The 23,572-nt window shown below is 71.2% G+C and carries 21 protein-coding genes and 1 other RNA gene; 8 read left to right on the top strand and 14 right to left on the bottom strand.

Features of this window, described 5'->3' with window-relative positions; translation table 11 throughout:
- Window positions 1–72: 72 nt before the first annotated feature.
- Window positions 73–1,281, bottom strand: a complete 1,209-nt coding sequence (gene hppD / locus ASC58_RS07325; protein WP_056917027.1) for a 4-hydroxyphenylpyruvate dioxygenase — start codon at window positions 1,279–1,281, stop codon at window positions 73–75.
- 107 nt (window positions 1,282–1,388) lie between these two features.
- Between hppD and ASC58_RS07320 the strand changes: the two genes are divergently transcribed.
- Window positions 1,389–1,853, top strand: coding sequence for an Lrp/AsnC family transcriptional regulator (locus ASC58_RS07320; RefSeq protein WP_056917026.1), 465 nt, complete (start codon window positions 1,389–1,391; stop codon window positions 1,851–1,853).
- A 24-nt stretch (window positions 1,854–1,877) separates the two neighbouring features.
- On the opposite strand, the gene ASC58_RS07315 is transcribed toward ASC58_RS07320, so the two are convergent.
- The 6 genes from ASC58_RS07315 to ASC58_RS07290 all read right to left on the bottom strand — a co-directional run bounded on the left by ASC58_RS07315 (window position 1,878) and on the right by ASC58_RS07290 (window position 8,969).
- A complete protein-coding gene (locus ASC58_RS07315) occupies window positions 1,878–3,638 on the bottom strand; it encodes a DEAD/DEAH box helicase (protein ID WP_056918819.1) in 1,761 nt (586 codons plus the stop codon).
- A gap of 134 nt (window positions 3,639–3,772) precedes the next feature.
- The gene (locus ASC58_RS07310; RefSeq protein WP_056917024.1) at window positions 3,773–4,759 is read right to left on the bottom strand and encodes a zinc metalloprotease; all 987 of its coding nucleotides are present in this window, start codon (window positions 4,757–4,759) and stop codon (window positions 3,773–3,775) included.
- Between the two features lie 156 nt (window positions 4,760–4,915).
- Complete coding sequence (locus tag ASC58_RS07305; RefSeq protein WP_056917023.1) at window positions 4,916–5,218, bottom strand: DUF3039 domain-containing protein; 303 nt, start codon at window positions 5,216–5,218, stop codon at window positions 4,916–4,918.
- A gap of 77 nt (window positions 5,219–5,295) precedes the next feature.
- A complete protein-coding gene (locus ASC58_RS07300) occupies window positions 5,296–5,850 on the bottom strand; it encodes a YqgE/AlgH family protein (protein ID WP_056917022.1) in 555 nt (184 codons plus the stop codon).
- Between the two features lie 128 nt (window positions 5,851–5,978).
- Entirely contained in the window at window positions 5,979–8,369 is a 2,391-nt protein-coding gene (locus ASC58_RS07295) for a DEAD/DEAH box helicase (RefSeq protein WP_056918818.1), read from the bottom strand.
- 213 nt (window positions 8,370–8,582) lie between these two features.
- The gene (locus ASC58_RS07290; RefSeq protein WP_235529130.1) at window positions 8,583–8,969 is read right to left on the bottom strand and encodes a VanZ family protein; all 387 of its coding nucleotides are present in this window, start codon (window positions 8,967–8,969) and stop codon (window positions 8,583–8,585) included.
- Window positions 8,970–9,037: 68 nt separating this feature from the next.
- On the opposite strand from ASC58_RS07290, the gene ASC58_RS07285 reads away from it, so the two are divergent.
- The gene (locus tag ASC58_RS07285) at window positions 9,038–10,132 is read left to right on the top strand and encodes an LLM class flavin-dependent oxidoreductase (RefSeq protein ID WP_200947752.1); all 1,095 of its coding nucleotides are present in this window, start codon (window positions 9,038–9,040) and stop codon (window positions 10,130–10,132) included.
- Here ASC58_RS07285 and ASC58_RS07280 read toward each other — a convergent pair.
- The 4 genes from ASC58_RS07280 to ASC58_RS07265 all read right to left on the bottom strand — a co-directional run bounded on the left by ASC58_RS07280 (window position 10,097) and on the right by ASC58_RS07265 (window position 14,366).
- A complete protein-coding gene (locus tag ASC58_RS07280; RefSeq protein WP_056917495.1) occupies window positions 10,097–11,572 on the bottom strand; it encodes an NAD-dependent malic enzyme in 1,476 nt (491 codons plus the stop codon). The genes ASC58_RS07285 and ASC58_RS07280 overlap by 36 nt on opposite strands.
- Before the next feature lie 17 nt (window positions 11,573–11,589).
- The gene (locus ASC58_RS07275) at window positions 11,590–12,963 is read right to left on the bottom strand and encodes an amino acid permease (protein WP_056917494.1); all 1,374 of its coding nucleotides are present in this window, start codon (window positions 12,961–12,963) and stop codon (window positions 11,590–11,592) included.
- A 134-nt stretch (window positions 12,964–13,097) separates the two neighbouring features.
- Window positions 13,098–13,649: a hypothetical protein gene (locus ASC58_RS07270; RefSeq protein ID WP_157598392.1), complete on the bottom strand. Its 552-nt coding sequence runs from the start codon at window positions 13,647–13,649 to the stop codon at window positions 13,098–13,100.
- An 18-nt stretch (window positions 13,650–13,667) separates the two neighbouring features.
- Window positions 13,668–14,366 carry a class I SAM-dependent methyltransferase gene (locus ASC58_RS07265; protein ID WP_082553043.1) on the bottom strand — a complete coding sequence of 233 codons (699 nt, stop codon included), beginning with the start codon at window positions 14,364–14,366 and terminating at the stop codon, window positions 13,668–13,670.
- Window positions 14,367–14,508: 142 nt separating this feature from the next.
- On the opposite strand from ASC58_RS07265, the gene ASC58_RS07260 reads away from it, so the two are divergent.
- Genes ASC58_RS07260 through ASC58_RS07250 form a run of 3 tightly spaced genes read left to right on the top strand, consistent with a single transcriptional unit; the run spans window position 14,509 to window position 16,184 of the window.
- Window positions 14,509–15,132 carry an SIMPL domain-containing protein gene (locus ASC58_RS07260; RefSeq protein ID WP_056918816.1) on the top strand — a complete coding sequence of 208 codons (624 nt, stop codon included), beginning with the start codon at window positions 14,509–14,511 and terminating at the stop codon, window positions 15,130–15,132.
- Window positions 15,125–15,499, top strand: coding sequence for a thioredoxin (gene trxA / locus ASC58_RS07255; RefSeq protein WP_056918815.1), 375 nt, complete (start codon window positions 15,125–15,127; stop codon window positions 15,497–15,499). Before ASC58_RS07260 ends, trxA begins: the two co-directional genes overlap by 8 nt.
- Window positions 15,500–15,545: 46 nt before the next feature.
- On the top strand, window positions 15,546–16,184 hold the full coding sequence (locus ASC58_RS07250; protein ID WP_056918814.1) for a hypothetical protein: 639 nt from the start codon (window positions 15,546–15,548) through the stop codon (window positions 16,182–16,184).
- Here ASC58_RS07250 and ASC58_RS07245 read toward each other — a convergent pair.
- Both ASC58_RS07245 and ssrA read right to left on the bottom strand, forming a co-directional pair.
- A complete protein-coding gene (locus ASC58_RS07245; protein WP_082553042.1) occupies window positions 16,124–16,987 on the bottom strand; it encodes a phosphatase PAP2 family protein in 864 nt (287 codons plus the stop codon). The two genes, ASC58_RS07250 and ASC58_RS07245, sit on opposite strands and share 61 nt — an antisense overlap.
- A 125-nt stretch (window positions 16,988–17,112) precedes the next feature.
- Window positions 17,113–17,479: a transfer-messenger RNA gene (gene ssrA / locus ASC58_RS20515) on the bottom strand.
- A gap of 269 nt (window positions 17,480–17,748) precedes the next feature.
- Between ssrA and ASC58_RS07240 the strand changes: the two genes are divergently transcribed.
- Window positions 17,749–18,771: an NADP-dependent oxidoreductase gene (locus ASC58_RS07240; protein WP_056918813.1), complete on the top strand. Its 1,023-nt coding sequence runs from the start codon at window positions 17,749–17,751 to the stop codon at window positions 18,769–18,771.
- A gap of 66 nt (window positions 18,772–18,837) precedes the next feature.
- On the opposite strand, the gene ASC58_RS07235 is transcribed toward ASC58_RS07240, so the two are convergent.
- The gene (locus ASC58_RS07235; protein ID WP_056918812.1) at window positions 18,838–19,248 is read right to left on the bottom strand and encodes a helix-turn-helix domain-containing protein; all 411 of its coding nucleotides are present in this window, start codon (window positions 19,246–19,248) and stop codon (window positions 18,838–18,840) included.
- A 92-nt stretch (window positions 19,249–19,340) separates the two neighbouring features.
- On the opposite strand from ASC58_RS07235, the gene ASC58_RS07230 reads away from it, so the two are divergent.
- Both ASC58_RS07230 and ASC58_RS07225 read left to right on the top strand, forming a co-directional pair.
- The gene (locus ASC58_RS07230; RefSeq protein ID WP_056918811.1) at window positions 19,341–19,955 is read left to right on the top strand and encodes an NAD(P)-dependent oxidoreductase; all 615 of its coding nucleotides are present in this window, start codon (window positions 19,341–19,343) and stop codon (window positions 19,953–19,955) included.
- A gap of 198 nt (window positions 19,956–20,153) precedes the next feature.
- The gene (locus tag ASC58_RS07225; protein ID WP_056918810.1) at window positions 20,154–23,534 is read left to right on the top strand and encodes a pyruvate carboxylase; all 3,381 of its coding nucleotides are present in this window, start codon (window positions 20,154–20,156) and stop codon (window positions 23,532–23,534) included.
- Window positions 23,535–23,572 lie beyond the last annotated feature (38 nt).

Below are 23,572 nucleotides of genomic sequence, written 5' to 3'. Positions count from 1 at the left end.
GAGACGACGCAGGGCCGGTATGGCGCGTGGTGACCACGCGCCATACCGGCCCTCACGGCCGTGCTGCGGAGCTCAGAGGTTGCCGCGCGCGTCCTGCTCGCGCTCAATGGCCTCGAACAGCGCCTTGAAGTTGCCCTTGCCGAAGCCGAGCGAACCGTGCCGCTCGATGATCTCGAAGAACACCGTGGGGCGGTCGCCGAGGGGCTTGGTGAAGATCTGCAGGAGGTAGCCGTCCTCGTCGCGGTCGACGAGGATCTTGCGCTTCTGCAGCTCCTCGATCGGGGCACGCACCTCGCCGATGCGCGAACGGAGCTCCTCGTCCTCGTAGTAGGAGTCGGGAGTGTCGAGGAACTCGACGCCGTTGGCGCGCAGCTCGTCGACGGTGCGCAGGATGTCGTTCGTCGCCAGGGCGAGGTGCTGGGCACCGGGACCGTCGTAGAACTCGAGGTACTCGTCGATCTGGCTCTTGCGCTTGGCGATCGCCGGCTCGTTGAGCGGGAACTTGACGCGGTGGTTGCCGTTCGCCACGACCTTGGACATGAGCGCCGAGTAGTCCGTGGCGATGTCGTCACCGATGAACTCGGCCATGTTCACGAAGCCCATGACCTTGTTGTAGAAGGTCACCCACTCGTCCATCTTGCCGAGCTCGACGTTGCCGACGATGTGGTCGAGGGCCTGGAAGAGCCGCTTCGGGGCGCCCTCACGCTTCACCCACGTGGACTGCTTGGCGACGTAGCCGGGCAGGTAGGGACCGGTGTACCCCGAGCGGTCGACGAGGGTGTGCACGGTCTCGCCGTAGGTCGCGATCGAGGCGATGCGGACCGTGCCGTGCTCGTCGGTGATGTCCTCGGCCTCGCGCACCACGCGGGCGCCGGCGGACTTGGCCTGCGCGACGCACCTGTCGACGTCGGGCACCTCGAGCGAGATGTCGACGACGCCGTCACCGTGCTTGGCGTGGTGCTTGATGAGCGGGCTGTCGGGGCTGACGGCGCCGTTGATGACGAACCGGATCGAGCCGGACTTGAGCACGAACGACTTGTGGTCGCGCTGGCCGTTCTCGGGGCCGCTGTAGGCGACGAGCTCCATTCCCCACGCGGACTGGTAGTAGTGCGCGGTCTGGCTGGCGTTGCCGACCACGAAGACGATGGAGTCCCACCCGGTCACCGGGAACGGGTCCTTCGTCTCGTCGTACTCCACGAGCCCGACGAGCTGCTTGAGCTGCTCGATGTCGAGGTTCGCCTCGCGCTCCTGGGGGGTCAGGTCAAGGGTGGTGTCCGTCATGGCTGCAGCGTGGCGGCTGCGTGTCCTGTGTGCAACCGTGCACCGCCGCGTTGCACAGTGTGCGCAGAGTGCCTGCCGTTCAGCCCGGCTGGGTGGACAATGTGACCATGATCCTCGACGACCTCGACCGGCGCGTGCTCGCCCTCTTCACCGACCACCCGCAGATGGGCGTGCTCGGGGCGTCCCGCGAGCTCGGCGTCGCCCGGGGCACGGTGCAGGCGCGGCTGGACCGCCTCGTCGCGCGCGGCGTGATCCGGTCCTGGGCCCCGCAGCTCGACCCTGCGTCGATGGGTTACCCCGTCTCTGCCTTCTGCACGCTCGAGATCCGCCAGGGTCGCGGCCACTCCCCCGTCGTGGAGCACCTCGAGGCGATCCCCGAGGTGCTGGAGGCCCACACGATCACCGGCTCCGGAGACGTCTTCATCCACATCGTCGCCCGCGACAACGCGGACCTGCAGCGCGTCATCGACGCCGTCGTGGACGACCAGCACGTCGTGCGCGCCAACACGACGATCTCGCTGGCGACCCGGATCCCGCTGCGCACCCTGCCCCTGGTCCAGTCCGGGGGCTGAGGCCCACCGCCCAGCGGGTCGAGGTCAGCGGCGGCCGACGAACCACGCGCGGATCTTGTCGATCCGGGCGGTGACCTGCTCGGAGGTGGCCTCGTCGAGCGACGGGCCTCCGCAGGCGCGCCGCAGGTCGTTGTGCACGACCCCGTGCGGCGCGTTGTTCTTGCGGGCGTAGGCGGCCACGAGCTTGTTGAGCTCCTTGCGCTGAGCTGCCAGCGCGCGGTGGGCCGAGACGGCCACCTGCGCGTCCGCCGCCTTGGGACGGCGTCCGTGCTGGGCGGTCTGGCGTTCGTGCAGCAGCAACGACATCTGGTCCGGCTCGAGCAGGCCCGGGAGACCGAGGTACTCCTGCTCCTCGTCGGACCCGACCACCGCGTTCAACCCGAACTGCTTGGCATCGAAGAGGACGTGGTCGAACTCCGCGTCGGACTCCAGCGCCTCGAAGGTCATCTGGTCCATGTCCGGGGTCCGCGCGGTCCGGTTGGCCGCATCGATGAGGGCGTCCTCCTCGGCCCACATCGCCGAGGCGCTGTTGTCGTCCTTGGTGACCCGGTCGAGGGCGTGGTCGCGCTCGTCCTCGAGCCGGGCCGCGTGCTCGAGGATGACCGGCACCGACGGCAGGAAGACCGAGGCGGTCTCACCCCGGCGGCGGGCGCGCACGAAGCGGCCGACCGCCTGGGCGAAGAACAGCGGCGTGGACGTGGAGGTCGCGTAGACACCGACGCACAGCCGGGGCACGTCGACGCCCTCGGACACCATGCGCACGGCCACCATCCAGCGCGAGTCGCCCGCGGCATACTCCTCGATCCGCTCGGAGGAGCCCGCGTCGTCGGACAGCACCGTGGTGACCTTCTCGCCCGTGATCGTCTCGAGGATCCTGGCGTAGGCGCGGGCCGCGGTCTGGTTGGACGCGATGACGAGGCCGCCGGCGTCCGGGACCCCGCGCCGCACCTCGGTGAGGCGCTTGTCGGCCGCCGCGAGGACGGAGGGGATCCACTCGCCCTTGGGGTCCAGCGCGGTGCGCCACGCCTGGGCCATCGAGTCCTTGGTGAGCATCTCCCCGAGGCGGGCGGCGATCTCGTCGCCGGCCTTGGTGCGCCAGCGCATCGCCCCGCCGTACGCGAGGAAGAGGACGGGCCGGACGACTCCGTCGCGCAGCGCCTCGGCGTACCCGTAGGTGTAGTCCGCGGACGAACGGCGGATGCCGTCGCGGTCCTCGGCGTACGTGACGAACGGGATGGGCGAGGTGTCGGACCGGAAGGGCGTGCCGGTGAGCGCCAGCCGGCGGGCGGCGGGCTCGAACGCCTCACGGATCGCGTCACCCCAGGACAGGTTGTCGCCGCCGTGGTGGATCTCGTCGAGGATCACGAGCGTGGGCGCCGACTCGGTCCGGGTGCGGTGCAGGGACGGGCGGCTGGCGACCTGGGCGTAGGTCAGCGCGACGCCGTCGTACTCGCTGGAGTGCCGGGCCGAGGAGTTGGAGAACTTCGGGTCGATGTGGATCCCGACCCGGGCGGCCGCCTCGGCCCACTGCGTCTTGAGGTGCTCAGTGGGCGCCACGATGGTGACGGCCGAGATGGTGCCGCGACCCAGCAGCTCGGTGGCCAGGCGCAGCGCGTACGTCGTCTTCCCGGCCCCCGGCGTCGCCACCGCGAGGAAGTCGCGGGGGTCCGCCTCGAGGTAGGACGACAGCGCGGCCTGCTGCCAGGCACGGAGCTTCGACGCCGTGCCCCACGCCGCCCGCTCCGGGAACGCTGGTGAGAGGTGGGAGGCGGCGGCGGTACTCATAGGGCGGCCACGTTAGCCGGTGTCGGGAAACGACATGCCGAGGCCCCGGCATCGCTGCCGGGGCCTCGGGATGTGCTAGACGTCTGCACCCGCGGAGGCCGGGTGTCGGCGTCGGTCAGCTGCCGTGGCTGGAGTCAGCCGCGGTAGGTGAGCCACTGGTTCTGCATGCGGGTCGTCTGGCCCGCGGTGAAGGTGTTCATGCAGGAGTCGTCGGTGTAGTCCATGAAGTTCTTGATGGGGTCCAGACCGGTGGCCGTGCAGGTGTCGCGGCCGGTCGGGCACCCGAAGGCTGGGGAGGCCTCCGCCGGGGTGTCACCGACCGAGTCGCCGCTGCCCGAGCAGCCGCCCTGGAAGGTGTGGTAGAGCCCGACCCAGTGGCCGACCTCGTGGGTCGCGGTGTCGCCCTCGTTGTAGGGCGAGAGGCTGCCGCCGGGGATGCTGCGGTAGTCCAGGACCACGCCGTCGAGGGTGGTGTTGTTCGTGGACGGGAACTGGGCGTAGCCGAGGGTGCCGTCGGAGAACGTCGTCGAGTACAGGTTCAGCGCAGCCTTGGTGCCCTTGTGCAGGGCCGTCTTCATGGCCTTCGCGTCGCTGGGCTCGGCGCCGCTCGCGGGGAAGGCGATGCTGAACCAGTCGGCGTTGGTCGTCGTCTCGGTGCCGGCCAGGCGGAACGAGAAGCCGGATGACGCGTAGGCGTTGTTGAGGACGGTGAGCTGGCTGTTGATCTGCGAGGTGGTCAGCTTGCCGCTGGTCCCGTTCGTGATGACGTGCCAGTAGACGTCCACGGTGGTCGCCGCGAAGGCAGCGGTCGCCACGGGCTTGCGGCTGTCGGACTTCGCCAGCTTGCCGTTGCTCGAGGTGGAGAACCCCTTGGCCGCAGCGTCCTTGCGGTACTGCGCCTCGAGCCGGTCGACCTGCGCCTGGCTGAACTCGTGCGGGTCGACCCGGTTGCCTCCCTTGGCCGACCTGGCCGTGTTCACGGCGTCGGTGTGCGTCTCGCAGGAGGCGGCGACCGTGTTCTCGCCCGCCATCGGCTGGGCGACGGCGGCGCCGTGCCCGAGCCCGACGGCGGTCATGCCGAGGACGAGGGAGGTGAGGGCGATGCGTGGGCGAAGCTTCATGAGCGTCCTTTCACGGGGCGCACCGTCCGGGTCGGTCGGTGGCTACCGTGGAACGCTAGGAGCGGGAACGTCTGCGGCGAGGTCGGGGCCGACAGGTCGAGGTAAAGAGTCAGCCAGCGTTTCGGCAGGTCCGGAACCTGTCGGCCGCGAACTGCGTCACTCGCCGCCGTCCTGTGGCGCCCGCAGCCCTTCGTAGATCTCCTTGCACGTCGGGCAGACCGGGAACTTCTTCGGGTCGCGGCCGGGCACCCAGACCTTGCCGCACAGCGCGACGACGGGTTCGCCCGAGAGCGCGCTCTCGAGGATCTTCTCCTTGCGCACGTAGTGCGAGAACCGCTCGTGGTCACCGGGCTCCTGCAGCTGCTCCTCGACCTGCTCGCGCTCCAGCACGGCGGTGGAGGTGGAGGGCTGGGCCGACGGGGCCAGCGGGTCGTCCAGGGGGATCTGGGGCTCGCTCATGCGCCCGAGTGTATGACGCCGAGCCACCACCCTCCTCCCCCGCCGGGTTCGCCCCGGCCGCCTCCGGGAGGAGCGGGTCAGTTCATCTCGGGGTCGGCCGGGAAGGTCGCCACGAACGCGAGGTGGTCGCGCTGGCGCCGCAGCACCCGCGTCCACAGCTGCGCCGGGTCGGCGTCGAACGCGTCGCGGCCCTCGGACTCCACGACGTACCAGCTCCCCGAGCTGATCTCCTCCTCGAGCTGCCCGGGTGACCACCCGGCATACCCGGCGAAGATCCGCAGCCCGGCCACCTCGGGGACGACGATCGCGGGAGGGGTGTCGAGGTCGACCAGGCCCAGTCCGCCGAAGAGGCGCTTGACCCCCATCGGCTCCACGTCACCGGGGGCGGTGACGAGCCCGAGCGCGCTGTCGAGGCCCACCGGACCGCCCTCGAACAGCACGGCCGGCGCCGTCGCGTGCGCCTGCCAGTCCGGCAGCACCGCGTCGATCCGCGCCTCCATGGGGCGGTTGAGCACCACGCCCTGGGCGCCCTCGGCGTCGTGGTGCAGGAGCAGGACGACGCTGCGGCAGAACACCCCGTCCTCGATCTGGGGTGTCGCGACGAGCAGGTTGCCCGAGAGGTCAGCGTCCACACCCCCATCATGCCCACCCACGCCAGAGCCCCGGTCACAGGGACCGGGGCTCTGGCTGTTCGGGTGATGCTCGGTGAACGGATGGTGCCCGCTGGGGTCAGCGTGCGTCGGTCACCGAAGGGCGGTGCTCAGCGCGAGTAGCTGCTGCGCTCGCCGCGGGGGCCGCCGGAGCGGTCGCTGCCGTACGAGCGGCTGCCGCCACCCTGGCGGGGGCCGCGGGGGCCACCACCGCGGGGGCCACCGCCACGCGGGCCACCGTGTCCACCGGGACGACGGCCACCACGCTTGTCACCCTCGAGGACGCGACGGACCTGGTCCTCGGGGACCGGGATGCCACTGGGGGTGACGGCGCCGGTCGCCGCGAGGCGCTCGTCACCGGGGACGGCCTTGGTGGGGACGGCATCGATGCCGGCCTCGCGGGCCATGCGCTCCATCGTGCGGCGCTGGTGCGGGAGGGCCAGGGTCACGACCGTGCCCTTGTCACCGGCGCGGGCGGTACGGCCCGAGCGGTGCAGGTAGTCCTTGTGGTCGGCCGGCGGGTCGACCTGCAGGACGACGGACACGTCGTCGACGTGGATGCCGCGCGCGGCGACGTCGGTGGCGACGAGCACCGGGAGGCTGCCGTCACGGAACGCCCCGAGGACGCGGTTGCGGGCGCCCTGGTTGAGGCCACCGTGCAGGGCGGCCGCGAAGACACCCTGCTCACGCAGCTGGAGGGCGACGCGGTCGGCACCGAGCTTGGTGCGGACGAAGACCACGGTGCGACCCGAGCGGTTGGCGACCTCGGCGGTGATGGTCTTCTTGTGCATCGGGTCGATGAGCAGCACGTGGTGCTCCATCGTCGTGACCGAGGCCTTGGCGTCGTCGGTGGAGTGCGTCACCGGGTCGGTGAGGTAGCCCTCGACGAGCTTGTCGACACCCTTGTCCAGCGTCGCGGAGAACAGCATGCGCTGCCCGCCCTTCGGCATCTGGTCGAGGATCGCGGTGACCTCGGGCATGAAGCCCATGTCGGCCATGTGGTCGGCCTCGTCCAGGACGCAGATCTCGATGGAGTCGAGGATGACGGCCTCACGCTCGACCAGGTCCTTGAGGCGACCCGGGGTCGCGATGAGCAGGTCGACGCCGCGGTTCAGGGCGTTGATCTGCGTCGTGTAGGACAGGCCACCGGCGACGAGCTTGTGGCGCAGGCCGAGGACGTGCACGAGGGGCTCGAGCGCGTCGGACACCTGCATCGCGAGCTCACGGGTCGGCACCATGACGAGGGCACGGGGGCGACGCGGGGACGCCTTCTGGCCGTTGTCGAGGCGCGACAGGGCGGGCAGACCGAAGGCCAGGGTCTTGCCGGAGCCGGTCTGGCCGCGGCCGAGGACGTCCTTGCCGGCCAGGGCGTCCGGGATGGTGGCGTTCTGGATCGGGAACGGCGTGGTGATGCCGTCGCGGGCCAGGCGCTCGACGAGGCGGCTCGAGAGACCGAGGGCGGCGAAGCCGTTGTCCTCGGCGACGTTCACGGGGCCGTCGACGCTCTTGCGGGTCGCCTTGACCCAGGTGTCGGCCTCCATGCGCTCGGCCTCGGGGTCGACCTGGTCCTCGAAGCGCGGACGGTCGTTGCGGTCGAACGAGCGCTGCGGGCGGTCGTTGCGGTCGAACTCGCGGCGCGGGCCGCGGTTGTCGTCGCGGTTGAACGTGCGGGCCGGACGGTCGTCACGGTTGAACGTGCGGGCCGGGCGGTCGTCGCGGTTGAAGGTGCGGGCCGGACGGTCGTCGTTCGAACGCGCGGGACGCTCGTCGCGGTTGAAGGTGCGGGCCGGACGGTCGTCACGGTTGAAGGTGCGGGCCGGACGGTCGTCACGGTCGAACGAACGCGCGGGGCGCTCGTCGCGGTTGAACGTGCGGGCCGGACGGTCGTCGTTCGAACGCGCGGGACGCTCGTCCCGGTTGAACGTGCGGGCCGGACGGTCGTCACGGTTGAACGTGCGAGCGGGGCGGTCGTCACGGCCGGCGTCACGACGCGGGCCACGGTTGTCATCATTGGAAAAGCGGGTCACGGGGCGGTCCTCACGGGAGTAGGTGCTGCGCTGGGGGCGCTCATCGCGGGAGAACTCGCGGCGCGGGCCACGGTTGTCGTCACGGTCGAAGCGACGGACCGGGCGGTCGTCACGGTTGAACTCGCGGCGCTGGGGCCGGTCGTCACGGTTGAACGAGCGCGCGGGGCGCTCGTCACGGGAGTCACGGCGCTGGGGCCGGTCGTCCCGGTTGAACGAACGCGCGGGGCGGTCGTCACGGTTGAACTCGCGGCGGGGGCCGCGGTCGGTGGTGGCGCGGCGCTCGCCGCGGCTGTCGTCACGGCTGAACTCGCGACGCGCCAGGCGGTCGGCGTCACGGGCCGGACGGGAGGCGGCAGCTCCGCCTGCAGCCGACTGTCCGCGGTGGGCCTTCTTAGGGCCCTTCTTCGCGGCAGCCTTCTGGTCAGGGGTCCAACGGGCCTTTTTGGGCGCGCCGGATCGCTGGTTCTTGGGCACAGATATTCAACTCACTTCAGGTGCTCGAGGTAGACACGTCTCGAGCCACCTGGCGAGGGCGACGGTGAAGACGAGCCTCAGGCGCATCAGCGCCCGCTGGACCGGATCAACAGTTGTCATCCGGTGGGGCTCAGTCGGAATCGGGAAAACGTGGTGAGGCCACTGTGCCTCCGGTGGCGCTGCCAGGCGCCTGCCGAACTGAGCAGTCCAATACTACCAGCGCCGACGACGCCTTCCGACCACGGCCAGCGTGACCCCCAGCACCACTCCCCCGAGGTCGGCCACTGCGTCCCACGGATCCCCCGACCGGTTCGGAAGCAGGAAGTGCTGGACGAGCTCGCTGACCGGTGCGTGCAGGGCCATCAGCCCGACCAGCGCCCAGCGTCGTGGCCAGGCCCTCAGGACCAGCACCGTCGGCACCCCGAAGAGCAGCACGTGCACGACCTTGTCGGTCCAGGTCACCGGACCCACGATGTCGACCCGCGGCCAGTACAGCGCCGCCAGGTGCACGGCGACCACCACCAGCGCGGCCACGCGCGAGGCCGACCACGGCGACACCGTCCGCCCCGGCCGCTCGCTCACATCGGTCGGCAGGCTCACCCGGTCAGCGTATGCGGCGTGCCCACCCGCCGCGGAATCGGCCACGGCCGCCCGGTGTTGCCCACCACGTGACTGCGACGAACGAACCGACCATCGCCACGGCGACCGACCCCCTGACCGCAACAGCAGCCCCCGAGCCCGCCACACCGCATACCCGGCCGTTGTCGTTGCTGGACTTCGTCGACGTCCCCGCCGGCCAGAGCGCTCAGGACGCCATCGCCCGCAGCACCCGGGTGGCGCAGGCGGCCGACCGGCTCGGCTACGCGCGGTACTGGATCAGCGAGCACCACAGCTTCGCCGGGCTGGCGAGCAGCTCCCCCGAGATCCTCATCGCCCACCTGGCGGGGCAGACCTCGGGCATCCGGGTCGGCGCGGCCGGGATCATGCTGCCGAACCACTCCCCCCTCAAGGTGGCCGAGTGGTTCAAGACGCTGGAGATGCTGCACCCGGGGCGCATCGACCTCGGCCTCGGGCGGGCGCCGGGCACCGACCAGCTCACGGCGTTCGCGCTGCGTCGTTCGCGGGAGGCCCTGTCGGCCGACGACTTCCCACAGCAGGCCGGTGAGCTGCTGGCCTTCCTGTCCGACACCTGGCCCGACGACCACCCGTTCAAGGCGGTCCTGGCCACCCCGGTCGTGGACACCTCGCCGGAGCTGCTCATGCTCGGGTCGAGCGGGTGGGGCTCGTCGTTCGCGGCGGCCAACGGCATGACGACGGTGTTCGCCCACCACATGGCACCCGAGCTCGCGGTCGACGCGCTGCAGGCGTACCGCCGGAACTTCCGTCCCGGCCTGGTCGGTGACACGCCCCGCGTCATCATCTCCGTGCTCGCGCTGGCCACCGACGACGAGGACGTGGCCGCCGACTTCCGGGCCGGCTGGGCCCTGCAGATGCGCCGGATCCGCAGTGGCGACACCACCCGACCCAGCGCTGCCGACATCCGCGAGTTCCGGCTCTCCGAGGACTTCGCCCGGATCGCGCCGAGCCTCAAGGGGCGGGTCTTCGCCGGTCCTGCCAGCGACGTCGCCAAGGGCCTCACGGCCCTCGCGGACGAGGCGGGCGCCGACGAGATCACCCTCGTGGCACCGACGCCCGACCTCGACGCGAAGCTGCGCAGCCTGGAGCTGCTAGCGCAGGAGTTCGGCCTCGTCGCCCGTGGGTGACCCTGCCTCGGCGACCGCTGCGCGCTCGACCGCCTCGGGGCTCTGCCCCAGCACCGCTGCCTTGACGGCGGCAGCGACCACCTTCGACACGTCCGGGTGGAAGACGCTCGGGATGATGTAGGCCGCGTTGAGCTCGTCGGGGTGCACGACCTCCGACAGCGCCTTGGCGGCGGCCAGCATCACGTCGAGGTCGATCGAGGTCGACGCCGCGTCGAGCAGGCCGCGGAAGACGCCCGGGAAGACCAGGACGTTGTTGATCTGGTTGGCGAAGTCCGAACGACCCGTGGCCACGACCGCAGCGTGCTCGGCGGCTGCTGCGGGGTCCACCTCCGGCTCGGGGTTGGCCATCGCGAACACGATCGCCTTGTCGTTCATGGTGGCGATGTCGTCGCCGGTGAGGATGCCCGGGGCGGAGACGCCGATGAAGACGTCGGCGCCGCCCACGGCCTCCTTGAGGGTCCCCGTCAGCCCACGCGTGTTGGTGTGCTCGGCCACCCAGCGGAGGTTCTCCTGGCCGTCCGCGGCCAGGTCCTCGCGCGCGCTGTGCACCACGCCGTACTGGTCGGCGACGACGACGTCCTGCGCCCCGGCCTTGAGGAGCAGTTTGAGGATCGCGGTGCCGGCGGCGCCCGCACCGCTGAGGACGACCTTGGACTCGCTGAGCTCCTTGCCGACCACGCGCAACGCGTTGCGCAGGGCGGCGAGCGTGACGATCGCGGTGCCGTGCTGGTCGTCGTGGAAGACGGGGATGTCCAGCTCCTCGCGCAGCCGGGCCTCGATCTCGAAGCACCGCGGCGCCGAGATGTCTTCGAGGTTGATGCCGGCGAAGACCGGGCTGATCGCCTTGACGGCGGTGATGATCTCCTCGGTGTCCTGGGTGTCGAGGCAGATCGGGAACGCGTCGATGTCGGCGAAGCGCTTGAACAGCGCCGCCTTGCCCTCCATGACCGGGAGCGCCCCGAGCGGGCCGATGTTGCCCAGTCCGAGGACGGCCGAGCCGTCGGTGACGACCGCGACGGTGTTGCGCTTGATGGTCAGGCGGCGTGCGTCCGCCGGGTTGTTGGCGATCGCCATGCACACCCGGGCCACGCCGGGGGTGTAGATCAGCGAGAGGTCGTCACGGTTGCGGATCGGGACCTTCGACTCGATCTTGAGCTTGCCGCCGAGGTGCACGAGGAAGGTGCGATCGGACACCTTGCCGATCTCGACGCCGTGCACGGCGCGCATCTGCTCGACGATCTCGTCGGCGTGCGTGGTGTCCCGCGCTGCTGCGGTGACGTCGACCCGGATGCGGCCGGCACCCGACGCCGTGACGTCGAGCCCGGTGACCAGCCCCCCGCTCTTCTCGATGATCCCGGTGAGCTCGGAGACCGCGGTGGCGCGGGCAGGGAGCGTCAGACGGACGGTGATGGAGTTGGACACGGAGGGCACGGCGGTCATGCCGTGCATTGTCCCGATTACCGGGGGGTAGGCCGAACCGGGACCTGCTCGGTCTCGCCGACCGGTCCCTTTCCGGCGGGTCCGTGACCGCCGGCGCCCCTCCGGGAGACACCGATCGCGAGGATCACGGCGGCGAGCGCCAGGCTGAGCCCGAGCTCGAGGCGGTGGCCCTCCTGGACCAGCATGAGGACGAGCACCGCGACGATGAAGGTGATCGTGGCGTAGGTCAGGCCCGGGTACAGCCACATGCGCACGGCGGGCTGCGTGCCCGCGTCGTCGAGCTGACGGCGCATCCGCAGCTGGGAGAGTGCGATGACGAGGTAGACGAACAGGGCGATGGCCCCGGAGCTGGCCAGCAGGTAGCCGAAGATCTTCTCGGGCAGCAGGTAGTTGCCGATCACGCCGAGGAAGCCGACGACCGAGCTCGCGATGATCGCGTTGGCCGGGACGCCCCGGCTCGTGGTGCGGGACCAGCCCGCCGGCGCGTCGCCGCGGCTGGACAGGGAGAAGGCCATGCGGGAGGCGGTGTAGAGGGCGGAGTTCAGGCAGCTCGCCACCGCCGTGAGGATGACGAACTCGAGCACGGTGGTCAGGCCTCCGAGGCCCATCCGCTCCAGGGCGACCTGGTACGAACCGGAGTTGCCGTCGACCAGCGCGGGGTCGTTCCAGGCCACGAGGGCGACGACCACGAAGATCGAGCCGAGGTAGAACAGGCTGATCCGCCAGATCACCGAGTTGACCGCACGCCGGATGCCGGACTCGGGGTTGGGCGACTCCGCGGCGGCGATGGTGACGATCTCGGTGCCCATGAACGTGAACATCGTGACGAGCATGGCCGAGAGCACGGCGCCGAAGCCGTTGGGCATGAACCCGCCGTGCTGGGTGAGGTTGCCGATGCCCGAGGTGTCCGAGCCGGGCAGGATCCCGAAGATCGCGAGCACGCCGACGGTGATGAACGCCACGATCGCGACGACCTTGACGAGGGCGAACCAGAACTCGAACTCGCCGTAGTTGCCGACGCTGAACAGGTTCGTCACGACGAGCAGAGCGGTGATGAGCAGGGCGAACACCCACTGCGGGACCCCGGGGAACCAGTCGCCCAGGATGAAGGCCCCGGCGGTCGCCTCGACCGGGATGACGATGACCCAGAACCACCAGTAGAGCCAGCCGATGGAGAAGCCGGCCCACGGGCCGAGGGCGCGGTCGGCGTACGTCGAGAACGACCCCGTGTCGGGCTGCGCCGTGGCCATCTCGCCGAGCATGCGCATGACGAGGACCACGAGGGTGCCGGCCAGGGCGTAGGCGATGAGCACGGCCGGGCCGGCCGTGGCGATCGCCTTGGCGGAGCCGACGAACAGGCCTGCCCCGATGACCCCGGCGATCGAGATCATCGTGACGTGCCGGGGCTTGAGCCCGGCCTGGAGGTGGCTCCCCTCGGGCCCTCCGGAGGTCGGGTCCGGCTCCGGGGTGGAGGCGTCGGTCGCGGTGCTGCTGCTCGAATGACTCACCCGAGGACTGTGGCGGCTCAGCCCTCTCGACGCAAACCGGGGCGTCCTCGGGCACGTCGACGCAGGCGACGGATGACGAGCTGGTGACCGGTGACCGCGAGCCAGAGGCACACGCCGGCGAGGGGCAGCTCGACGAGCACGGCCATGGCGACGGCGACCCACCGGTCGTCCGCGGCCGGGGCCGTCACGACGTCGAACCACGCGTCGACGACGAGCAGCGTCCCCGTGACGGCCGCGAGCGGTGGCAGCGTGGTGTGCAACCGCAACGCCGACCACGCGGTGGCGGCCAGGGCCACGAACATCGCCACGTCGAACCCGCCCCAGGCCAGGTCGTAGTGGGCGGCGGCCTGCGAGCTCGGCAGGTGCAGGGTGAGGTAGGCCGTCCACGGGACCATGAGCGCCGCGAGGACGACGAAGGCCCAGCCGACGACCTGGACGGCACGACTCGCCGCCGCGGGTGACCCCTCGACGGACCCTGAGACGGACCCCGCGACGGATCCTGAGACGGACCCTGCGACGGACCCTGCGACCTGACCCACGTCGCCGGGTCCGGCCGCCTGCTCAGCCACGGCGGGCACTCCGCCGGCTCATGGGGTCGCGCCCAGCTGGACGGTCAGGAGGTAGCGCTCGTGCTCGATCTCCTTGCCCCAGTAGGTCGAGTCCGTCAGCTGGACGACGGACGGCTCCCCCACGAGCTCACGGACGACGGCCGCGAGCTCGACCGACGGCACCCCGGACCGCCAGGACGTGGACGCCTGGTCGGCCGCGTCCTCCATCCCCCAGCGGCCCTCGACGAGCACGAGGCGGCCGCCGGGACGCAGCAGCCGCACCCACGAGCGCAGGGCGGCCAGGGGTTCGGGCAGGGTCCAGAGGATGTGGCGCGCCAGCACGACGTCGAACGTCCCCTCGGCCAGCGGCGGAGCACCCGCGTCACCCTGCACCACCTCGACGGCGCTGCCGAACGGAGCGGTCTTCGCCCGCGCCCGGGCCACCATCTCCCCCGAGAGGTCGACCCCGCTGACCTGGTGGCCGAGCTCGGCGGCCAGCGTGGTCATCGAGCCGGTGCCGCACGCGAGGTCCGCGACCCGGGCGGGACGGGCCGGCAGCCAGGTGCGCAGCAGGTCCTTCCAGGCGGCCCGGATGTCGGAGTCGAGCAGGCCGTGGTCGGGGTAGGTGTCGTACTCAGCCGCGAAGTCGTCCCAGTAGCGACGGACCTGGTCGAGATCGAGGTCCTGCGAGGTCGTGGTGCCGAGAAGGCTGGTCGAGGTGTGGGTGCGCTGAGTCATGCGGTCGTGCCTGTCCTTCCTGACGGTACGACGACCAGCCAACCACGAGTTGCCGACAGCAGCCCTCCACCGATCCTCCCCGCCCTCCTCCAGCCCTCCGCCAGCCCTCCGCCAGCCCGCCTGCCCGGCCTAGGCTGGGCGGATGAGCAGCCAGATCGAGGTCAGCGGGACCGGACGTGCCTCAGCCGTCCCGGACGTCGTGCGCCTGCGGGTGGGCGTGCGCGTGGACGCCGACGACGTGTCCACGGCGTTGTCCGACGCCGGGAGCCGGGCCAGCGGGCTGGGCCAGGCCGCCCGCGACCACGGTGTCGCCGCCGCGGACCTGCGCACCACCGACACCGGCGTGCACCCGCGGCACGACCCGCAGGGAGTCACGGTCGTGGGCTACACGGCATACCAGAACCTCTCGGTGACCGTGCGGGACGCCGACCTGGTCGGCACCCTCGTCGAGGCGTTCGTCGGCGCGGCCGGCAACGCGCTGAGCATCGACCACATCGGTCTCGACGTGGCCGACCCCGAACCCCTCCACGCCCGGGCGCGCGAGGCCGCCTTCCTCGACGCGCGGACCAAGGCCGAGCAGTATGCCGCCCTGGCCGGACGCGAGCTGGGGAAGGTCCGCGAGCTCTGTGACGTTGTGCAGGGTGGACCCCAGCCGCGGATGGCCATGATGGCCGGCCGTGCGGCGGACACCTCCGTCGAGCTGGGTGAGCACACCGTGACCGCGACCGTCGTGGTCCGTTGGGACTGGAAGCAGACACATGGCTAGCACGACCCTGACCGCGCAGAACTTCGAGAAGACGATCCTCGAGGAGGGCACCGTCCTCGTCGACTTCTGGGCCGAGTGGTGCGGCCCGTGCAAGCGCTTCGGGCCGGTCTACGAGGCGGCCTCCGAGCAGCACCCCGACATCGTGTTCGGCAAGGTCGACACCGAGGCCGAGCAGGCTCTCGCCGCCGCCGCCAACATCACCTCGATCCCGATGCTCATGGCGTTCCGCGACGGCATCCTCGTCTTCGCCCAGGCCGGCGCACTGCCCGCGCCGATGCTCGAGGACGTCATCGCCAAGGTGAAGGGTCTGGACATGGAGGCCGTCAAGGCCGACGTCGAGGCCCAGAAGGCGCAGCAGCAGGCCTGACCCGTCGTGGTCCGGCCCACCCCCGTCGGTGCGCCACACTTGAGCCATGACGTCGTGGTCCGTTCAGGCTCTCGGGTGGGCCGGTTCGGCACTGCTCGTCTTCTCCCTCCTCCAGGCGAGGGTGCTGCGCTTCCGGCTGCTCAACCTCGTCGCCAGCTGCACGCTCACCGTGTTCAACGCGATGCTCATGGTCTGGCCGATGGTGGCCATGAACCTCGTCATCGCCGGCATCAACGTGTGGTTCATCGTCCGTCTGGTGCGCGAGCGTGGTGACGAGAAGGTGTACGAGGTGGTCGCCGTCGGTCCTGACGAGTCGTACCTGCAGCACTTCCTCAAGGTGCAGGCCGCCGACATCGCCCGCTACTTCCCGCGGTTCGACGCCTCCCCCGGCACGGGTGGGCTCGGCGACGGCCGCAGCGCCTACCTCGTCGAGCGGGGCAACGAGACCGTCGGCGTGGTCGTGGTGCGCGACTCCGGCGACGGCATCGCCCGGGTCGAGCTGGACTACGTGACCCCGCGGTTCCGCGACTTCTCGCCGGGCGAGTTCGTCTACCGCAGCAGCGGGATGTTCCGGGGCAAGGGGATCCGCCAGATCGTCACGCCCTCCGGGATGGTCAACCCCTACTACGAGCGACTCGGGTTCCGCCCCGAGGGCGACCACTGGGTGGCCGACGTCCCCGCGTGACCCGGTGTCGCCCGGCGCACGGTGAGGTAGAGCCGGTGCGCGGTCACGACCACAGCCACCCAGGCCAGTCCCAGCGCCCAGCCGGCCACCACGTCGGTCAGCCAGTGGTGGCCCAGGAAGACCCGACTCAGCCCCATCGAGCCGACGAACAGCACCCCGGCCACGACGGTCGCCGTCCGGGCCCGCGCCGACTCGAGCCGGCGCAGCAGCAGGTAGACCACGATCCCGGTCAGCACCGTCGCGTTGAGCGTGTGCCCGCTCGGGAACGACGGGGAGGTCTCGAACGGCGGCACCGCCAGCGACTGCGGGGGCCGGGCCCGCCCGATGAGCTGCTTCCCGGTGATGGTCATGGCCAACGACCCCAGGGCCGCGATCACCATGAGCACCAAGGGAGTTCGTGACCGCCAGCGCCACACCATGACCGCTGTGGCGAGAGCAGCCAGCACCGGCATCCCGACCGGTCCACCGACGTCGGTGTAGAGGGTCACGGCGTGGTCCAGCCCGGGGTTGCGCCACCCGATGGCGGCATCGAGGACCGGGTGGTCGAGGCCGGCGAGGCCGTCCGCCTCGACGACCGACTCGTAGACCTCGGCGGTGAGGGCGGTGAGGGCGACGACGGCCAGCCCGCCCACGAGCGCCGTGACGATCAGGACGACGTTGGCCGCGCTCCACGTCCCGACCCGGACGGCGCCGTGACCGAGGGCCAGACCGGCGCGGGCCACCGCGCGTCCGACGGGGGTGGACCACGCGGCGAGGTCGCGGGACCCGATCCGCTCCTCGTGGGCAGTGTCGTCGCGCAGCATCGCGCCATCCTCGCAGGTCAGGCGGGTGGCCGCCGGGGACGGCGGGAGGCCCCCCCGGGAACGCCGAAGGGCCCGGCGCCTGAGCCGGGCCCTTCTGACAGCTGGTGCGTGTGTGTGGGCACGAGTGGTGGAGGTGGCGGGAATTGAACCCGCGTCCATTGACGGGAAACCAGGGCTTCTCCGGGTGCAGTGCGCTGTGGATTTTCTCGGCCCCAGCGCTCGCGCGCACACGTCCGCTGACAGGCCCAGTCGAGTAAGAGTCCCGCGCAGTCCCCCGACATGACTGCGCAGCAAGTTCTCTAGTTGACGCCAGACACTGAGTCGAGAACTAGCTCAGGCTGACGGACTTCGTGGCTCGCTCAGGCGGCGAGGGCGAAGTCGGTGCGCTTGGAATTGGCACCTATTGGTTTGCCGGGAGCGTTTACGAGATAACCAGGCATCCTCGACCCGCTTCCCCTGATATGCCGACCAATGTCGAAACCGATCACCCCCATGCTCCGGTGCCGCGGCTCACAAGGCTGCTGCTCGACGCACGGGGTGCTCACACACACGCTGTTCAGTTGTCGTGGTCAATCCTAGCGTCCAACGCCACCACCCCCTGCATCCATTTCCTCCCGGCCACCGGCGACCTTCCCGTGTGCCGCCGGGGCAGGCGTGTGGGACATCCCACCCGCGCGCCATACGGGGAACACCGTCGGCGGGGAGCAGGTTGCGTCCAACGGCCCGGAGTTCTCGGGCCACCCCCTCGTGAAAGGCACCCCATGACGACCAGCACCCAGTGGAACCTCGTCCGCCGCCCCCACGGCGAGCCCGTCGACGCGGACTTCGCCCTCGTCGAGGCCGAGCTCGGCGAACCCGCCGAGGGCCAGCTGCTCGTGCGGAACACCTTCCTGTCCGTCGACCCGTACATGCGGGGCCGGATGAACGACGCCAGGTCGTACGTGCCGCCGTTCGAGCTCGACCAGCCCATGACCGGCGACGCCGTCGGCGTCGTCGAGGCGGTCGGCGGGGACGTCACCGACGCCACCGGCGCCACCGTCGAGGTCGGAGACGCCGTCCTGCACCCGTACGGCTGGCGCACCCACGCCCTCGTCGACGGCCGTCACGCCCGGGTCGTCGACACCGGGCTCGCCTCGCCCTCGGCCTACCTCGGAGTCATGGGCATGACCGGACGCACCGCCTACGCGGGCCTGGTCCGCACCGCTGAGCTCCGTGAGGGCGACCGGGTGTTCGTGTCCGCCGCAGCAGGGGCCGTCGGCTCCCTCGTCGGCCAGATCGCCCGCCTCAAGGGCGCCTCCCTCGTCATCGGCTCGGCCGGCGGCCCGGACAAGGTCCGCTGGGCCGTCGACGAGGCCGGCTTCGACCGCGTCGTCGACTACAAGGCCCAGCCCATCGCCGCCGGTCTCAAGGAGGCGGCGCCCGAGGGGATCGACGTCTACTTCGACAACGTCGGTGGCGACCACCTCGAGGCTGCCATCTCGGCGCTGCGCGTCGGTGGACGCGTGGCGATGTGCGGTGCCATCAGCGCCTACAACGCGACCGAGCCGGTGCCCGGCCCGAGCAACCTGTTCCAGGCGATCGGCAAGCGGCTCACCCTGCGCGGCTTCCTCGTCAGCGACCACGAGGACCTGCGGCCGGAGTTCGAGAAGGAGATGGCCGGGTGGCTGGCCGAGGGCCGCATCGCGTGGCGGGAGACTGCGGTCGAGGGCATCGAGAGTGCCGTCGACGGGTTCCGCAGCCTCCTCGCGGGCGGCAACACCGGGAAGATGGTCGTGCGGCTCTGAGCGTCCCTTCCCGTGCTGACGCCCCCGACCGGTGACCGGTCGGGGGCGTCGTCGTGCAGGACCGGATCAGGCCGGGGCGGCGGCCGCCTCGGTCCGCTCGCGGGCGGCCAGGATCTGCGCCACGTGGACCTCGGCCCAGTCGGTGAGCATCGCCAACGGCTCCTCGAGCGACCTGCCGAGGTCGGTGAGCTCGTAGTCCACCCTCGGCGGGACCTGGGCGTGGACGGTACGGGTGACCAGCCCGTCCCGCTCGAGGGCGCGCAACGTCTGGGTGAGCACCTTGGGAGCCACGCCCCCCACCGCCGTGCGGAGCTCGGTGAAGCGCAGCACCCCCGTGGACAGCACACCGACGACCAGGGCCGTCCACTTGTCGCCGATGCGGTCCAGGACGACGCGCGTGGGGCAGTTCGGGTCGAACGCGTCGCCGCGGTCCGGACGGGCGAGGGTCGTCCCACCGGGGAATGCTTTGGTCACCATGAGGTACTTATAGCACGTTGAAGTACTCAGTAACCAATTGTTACTGTCGAGACCGACAGCATGTCCACCCCACTTCCAGGAGCTGAACCACCATGAAGATCGCCCTCTTCGGAGCCACCGGCACCATCGGCACCCGCATCGCCCGCGAGGCCGTCTCCCGCGGCCACCAGGTCACCGCGCTGTCGCGCAGCGGCGCCGACACCGGGATCGACGGCGTCGAGTCCGTCAGGGGCGACCTCGGCGACGCCGCCTCCGTGACCGAGGCCGCGAGCGCCCACGACGTCATCGTGTCGGCCACGGGCCCCAGCCGCACCGGCGAGAGCCACGAGCCGTGGCTGGCCGCCACCCAGAACCTCATCGACCACGCCGGCGACACCCGCGTCGTCTTCGTCGGCGGTGCCGGCTCCCTCCTGCTGCCCGACGGCACCCGCCTGCTCGACAGCGACGGCTTCCCCGCGGAGTACCTCGCCGAGGCCGCCTCCGGCGCCACCGCCCTCGACCTCTTCCGCGCGGCACCGCAGGACCTCGACTGGACCTTCTTCTCCCCCGCACCGGTGATCCTGCCCGGCGAGCGGACCGGGACGTTCACCCTCGGGCTCGACTCCCCCGCCGGCGACCAGATCAGCGCCGAGGACTACGCCGTCGCCCTCGTCGACGAGCTCGAGCAGCCTCGCCACCGCCGGCAGCGGTTCACCGCGGCCAACTGACGCCGCCCCCACCCCGGCGCCCTCGCGCCATACGACCGAACCACCACTGAACCACCGCAGCGGGCGGACCGGACTCGACCGGCCCGCCCGCTGGGCTGTCCGCATCGCGGTCGCCCGGTCTCAGCCAGCGAACGCTCACTAGGATTCCCCTGCACGCTCGTCCCAGTGGTCTTGCCGGCAGCTCTCGCAGGAGGTCTCGTGTTCACCAAGGTGCTCGTCGCCAACCGAGGGGAGATCGCGGTCCGCGCCTTCCGGGCCGCCACCGAGCTCGGCGCCAAGACCGTCGCGGTCTTCCCCTACGAGGACCGCAAGTCCGAGCACGTGCTCAAGGCCGACGAGGCGTACGAGATCGGCGAGGCCGGCCACCCCGTGCGCGCCTACCTCGACCCCGAGGGCATCGTGCGCACCGCGGTCGAAGCCGGCGCCGACGCCGTCTACCCGGGCTACGGCTTCCTCTCGGAGAACCCCGACCTGGCCGAGGCCTGCGCCGCAGCCGGTGTGACGTTCGTCGGTCCGCCCGCCTCGGTCCTGCACCTCACCGGCAACAAGGCGCGCGCCATCGCCGCGGCCAAGAAGGCCGGCCTGCCGACCCTGCGCAGCGCCGCCCCGAGCACCGACGTGGACGAGCTCATCGCGGGGGCCGAGGAGATCGGGTTCCCCGTGTTCGCCAAGGCGGTGGCCGGCGGTGGCGGACGCGGTATGCGGCGCGTCGAGCGGCGCGAGGACCTGCGCGACTCCCTCGAGGCCTGCATGCGCGAGGCGGAGTCGGCGTTCGGCGACGCGACCGTCTTCCTCGAGGAGGCCGTGGTCCACCCGCGGCACATCGAGGTGCAGATCCTCGCCGACGGCGAGGGCAACGTCATCCACCTCTTCGAGCGTGACTGCTCGGTGCAGCGCCGCCACCAGAAGGTCGTCGAGATCGCCCCGGCGCCGAACCTCGACCCCGCCCTGCGCGAGGAGATGTGCGCGCACGCGGTCGCCTTCGCCAAGGAGATCGGGTACGTCAACGCGGGCACGGTGGAGTTCCTCCTCGCGCCCGACGGCCGGTACGTGTTCATCGAGATGAACCCGCGGATCCAGGTCGAGCACACGGTCACCGAGGAGATCACCGACGTCGACCTGGTCAGCTCGCAGATGCGGATCGCCAGCGGCGAGACCCTCGCCGACCTCGGGCTGTCGCAGGAGTCGCTGCAGATCCGTGGCGCCGCGCTCCAGTGCCGCATCACCACCGAGGACCCGGCCAACGAGTTCCGGCCCGACACCGGCCGCATCACGACCTACCGCTCGGCCGGTGGCGCCGGTGTCCGCCTCGACGGTGGCACGGTGTTCGTCGGCGCCGAGATCGGCGCCCACTTCGACTCAATGCTCGTCAAGCTCACCTGCCGGGGCCGCGACTTCCCGACGGCCGTCCGACGCGCCCGCCGTGCGCTCGCGGAGTTCCGCATCCGTGGCGTCTCGACGAACATCCCGTTCCTCCAGGCCCTCCTCGAGGAGCCGGACTTCCAGGCGGGACGGCTCTCGACCGCCTTCATCGACGAGCGTCCCGAGCTGCGGACGGCCCGCATCTCCGCCGACCGTGGCACCAAGCTGCTCACCTACCTCGCCGAGGTCACGGTCAACCAGCCGCACGGCCCGGGTCGCACCCGGGTCTCGCCGCGGTCCAAGCTGCCGACCCTCGACACGACCGCACCGGTCCCGCCCGGCGCCCGTGACCGACTGCTGCGCGAGGGGCCCCAGGCGTTCGCCGACGCCCTGCGCGCCCAGGAGGCCGTGGGGGTGACGGAGACGACGTTCCGCGACGCGCACCAGTCGCTGCTCGCGACCCGCATCCGCACCCGCGACCTGATGCACGTGGCGCCGTACGTCGCCCGGCTCACCCCCCAGCTGCTCAGCGTCGAGGCCTGGGGTGGCGCGACGTACGACGTGGCGTTGCGGTTCCTGGCCGAGGACCCGTGGGACCGGCTGGCCCAGCTCCGCGAGGCGATGCCGAACCTGCCGCTGCAGATGCTCCTGCGCGGGCGCAACACGGTGGGCTACACGCCATACCCGACCGCGGTCACGGACGCGTTCGTCACGGAGGCGGCCGCCACCGGCATCGACATCTTCCGCATCTTCGACGCGCTCAACGACGTCAACCAGATGCGCCCGGCGATCGACGCCGTCCGGGCCACCGGGACCGCCGTCGCCGAGGTCGCCCTCTGCTACACCGGCGACCTGACCAACCCGGGCGAGAAGCTGTACACGCTCGACTACTACCTGCGCCTCGCCGACCAGATCGCCGAGGCCGGGGCACACATCATCGCCATCAAGGACATGGCCGGCCTGCTGCGCGCGCCCGCAGCCCGCACCCTGGTCACGGCCCTGCGCGAACGGTTCGACCAGCCGGTGCACCTGCACACCCACGACACCCCGGGTGGCCAGCTCGGCACCCTCCTCGCTGCGATCGACGCCGGCGTCGACGCGGTCGACGTCGCGAGCGCCTCGATGTCCGGCACCACCAGCCAGCCCGCCATGTCGGCGCTCATCGCGGCCACCGACGGCACCCCGCGCCAGACGGGCCTCGACCTGCGCGCGGCCTGCGACCTCGAGCCCTACTGGGAGGCCGTCCGGCAGCTCTACTTCCCGTTCGAGTCCGGCCTGCCCTCCCCCACCGGCCGCGTCTACACGCACGAGATCCCCGGTGGGCAGCTCTCCAACCTGCGCCAGCAGGCCATCGCGCTCGGGCTCGGCGACCGGTTCGAGGCCGTCGAGGACACGTATGCCGCGGCCAACCGGATCCTCGGCAACATCGTCAAGGTCACCCCCAGCAGCAAGGTGGTCGGCGACCTCGCCCTGGCCCTGGTCGGCGCCAAGGCCGACCCGGACGACTTCGAGGCCAACCCCACGAAGTACGACATCCCCGACTCGGTGATCGGGTTCCTGTCCGGCGAGCTCGGCGACCCGCCCGGCGGCTGGCCCGAGCCGTTCCGCACGAAGGCGCTCGAGGGCCGCAACCCCAAGCCCCGGGTGTCGGACCTGTCGGACGAGGACGCCCAGGCGCTGCGCGCGGCTCCCCGCCAGACGCTCAACCGCCTGCTGTTCCCCGGGCCCACCAAGGACTTCGAGAAGTCCCGCGACTCCTACTCCGACCTCGCGGTGCTTGGCACCCGCGAGTTCCTGCACGGGATCGAGGTCGGTAACGAGCACGAGATCGACCTCGAACCGGGCAAGCGCCTGCTCATCGGCCTGCAGTCCGTCTCCGACGCCGACGAGCGCGGCCTGCGGACGGTGATGTTCACCATGGGCGGCCAGCTGCGGCCCGTCCAGGTGCGCGACGAGAAGGTCGCGGTCGACGTCAAGGCGGCGGAGAAGGCCGACCCGTCCGACAAGGGCCAGGTGGCCGCCCCGTTCGCCGGGGTCGTCAGCCTCCAGGTCGAGGAGGGGTCGGCCATCGAGGCCGGCGCCGTCGTCGCCACGATCGAGGCCATGAAGATGGAGGCCAACATCACCGCCCCCGTCGCGGGGACCGTCACGCGGCTCGCGATCGGCACCCAGCAGCAGGTCGAAGGTGGCGACCTCCTGCTCGTGCTCGGCTCCTGACCTGCGGATATCCCGTCAGCGGGTTACGGTCGAAGGGC

This window comes from Phycicoccus sp. Root101 (assembly GCF_001426245.1).
In the GTDB taxonomy this organism is placed as follows: domain Bacteria; phylum Actinomycetota; class Actinomycetes; order Actinomycetales; family Dermatophilaceae; genus Pedococcus.
Note: the sequence above shows the minus strand (reverse complement) of the source record. Positions and strands in the feature narration are given on the sequence as shown.